Origin of the sequence: Streptomyces prasinopilosus, from assembly GCF_001419695.1 — a bacterium.
Taxonomy (GTDB): Bacteria; Actinomycetota; Actinomycetes; order Streptomycetales; family Streptomycetaceae; genus Streptomyces; species Streptomyces prasinopilosus.
Map to the genome: position 1 here is coordinate 1 of NZ_LIRG01000753.1, position 2,074 is coordinate 2,074.

Sequence of the window (2,074 nt, forward strand, 5' to 3'; positions counted from 1 at the left end):
CGTCCCGCCGGGCGGGGGGCGCCCGTCCTCCCGGCGGTCCGCCGAATCGCTCAGCCGGACCAGCAGCGCCACGATCGCCCAGTTGGTGACCACCGACGACCCTCCCTGCGCCAGGAACGGCATCGCCATCCCGGTCAGCGGGATCAGCCCCGTCACCCCGCCCGCGATCACGAAGACCTGGAGGGCCACGATCGCGGCCAGCCCCACGGCGAGCAGCCGGCCGAACGGGTCGTACAGCGCGAGGCCGGCCCGGTAGCCCCGCTCCACCAGCAGCCCGTACAGCAGGAAGATCGCGGAGAGCCCGACGAGCCCCAGCTCCTCACCGGCCGTGGCCAGGATGAAGTCGGACTTGACCGCGAAGCCGATGAGCACGGAATGCCCGAGCCCCAGCCCGGTGCCGAGCAGCCCGCCCTCCGCGAAGGCGAACAGCGACTGCGCCAGCTGGTTCGGGCCCTCACCCGCCTCGATCGAGGCGAACGGGTTCAGCCAGGTCTCGATCCTGCTGTGCACGTGAGGTTCCAGCCGGCCCACGGCCACCGCGCCCAGCGACGCCGGCAGCAGGCCGGCGGCGAGCCAGCCGGTACGGCCGGTGGCGACGTACAACACGACGACGAACAGGCCGAAGAACAGCAGCGACGTGCCGAGGTCCCGTTCCAGGACCAGCACGCCCACGCTCACCAGCCACACGGCGACGATCGGGCCGAGCACCCGGCCGGTGGGCAGCCGCAGCCGCCGGAACCGGCGGCCGGTACGGGTGAGCGCGCCGCGGTTCTCCGCCAGGTACGCCGCGAAGAACACCGCGAGCAGGACCTTCGCGAATTCTCCCGGCTGGATGGAGAGTCCGGCGACCCGGATCCAGATACGGGCCCCGTTCACCGCGGGGAAGAAGATCGGCACCGTGAGCAGGACGAGCGCCGAGACGGCGCACGTGCGGGTGAAGCGCCGCAGCACCCGGTGGTCGCGCAGCAGCAGGACAACCGCGATGAACAGCGCCACGCCCAGCGTCGACCACACCAGCTGGGCCGGGGCGGCCTCGTCGCCCGGTGTCTCCAGGTCGAGCCGGTAGATCAGCACCAGGCCGAGCCCGTTGAGCAGGACGGCGACGGGGAGCAGGAGCGGATCGGCCCCGGGTGCCCGGAAGCGCACCGCCAGATGGGCGACCAGCGCGAGCACGCCGAGCCCGGCGCCGTAACCGGCGGCGCCGGGCGGGACGGAGCCGTTCCTGGCGAAGCCGACGGCGCAGTAGCCGTACACCGACAGCAGGACGGCCAGGACGATGAGGGCGATCTCGACGCCCCGGCGCCGGGGCGGGGAAGCGGCGGGCGCGGGCGGATCAGCCGTCGCCAGGAGGATTCCGGCCTTGCTCATGTCCGGAACCTACCTATATGTGACCACTTATGTGTTGTGCCCGTCAGCACCAGCGTGGCGCGGGCCCGACGTTGTCGATGTGGCGGGCCGCGCCCCAGGCCCAGGTCTTGCCGTCGGTGACCAGGTACCAGAGCGGGTTGCCCTGGACGGTGTCCCCGCCGACCTTGCAGTGGATCGAGACGACGTTGCCCTTGCGGGCGTACCGGATCACCCGTGCGCCGCGGTCCGGCGCGGTGCGCAGGGCGAGCGAGGGTGCCGTGATGACACCCCTGTACCGGGCGTGGTCGCCGTGGCCCTCGTTGCCCCGACCGTCGTTGCCGTTGCCGCCCTGGCCGTCGTTGCCGTTGCCGCCTCGGCCGTCGTTGCCGTTGCCGCCTCGGCCGTCGTTGGCGTTGCCCCGGTCGTCGTTGTTGCCTCGGCCGTCGTTGGCGTTGCCCCGGTCGTCGTTGTTGCCCCGGCCGTCCCGGCCGTCGTTGTTGCCCTGGCCGTCGTTGCCATTGCCCCGGTCGTCGTTGCCGTTGCCGCCTCGGCCGTCGTTGCCGTTTCCTCCGCCGTTGCCGTGACCGGCGCCGTTGTCGTTTCCGCCGGCTCCGCCTCCGCCGTTGCCACCCCGGCCGTCGTTGCCGTGGCCGCCGTCTCCGTCGTTGTTGCCGTTGCCCCCGCCGTTTCCTCCGCCGTTGTCGTAACCGCCGCCGTTGCCTCCGGC

The 2,074-nt window shown here is 72.6% G+C and carries 2 protein-coding genes; both read right to left on the reverse strand.

Going from position 1 to position 2,074, the window contains the following annotated elements:
* Positions 1–1,368: FtsW/RodA/SpoVE family cell cycle protein (locus tag AOK18_RS25820; RefSeq protein WP_055695897.1), on the reverse strand; the 1,368-nt coding region annotated here is incomplete at its 3' end.
* A 43-nt stretch (positions 1,369–1,411) separates the two neighbouring features.
* Positions 1,412–2,074 (reverse strand): SH3 domain-containing protein (locus AOK18_RS34745; protein ID WP_240503314.1); only part of this gene is annotated, 663 nt, incomplete at its 5' end.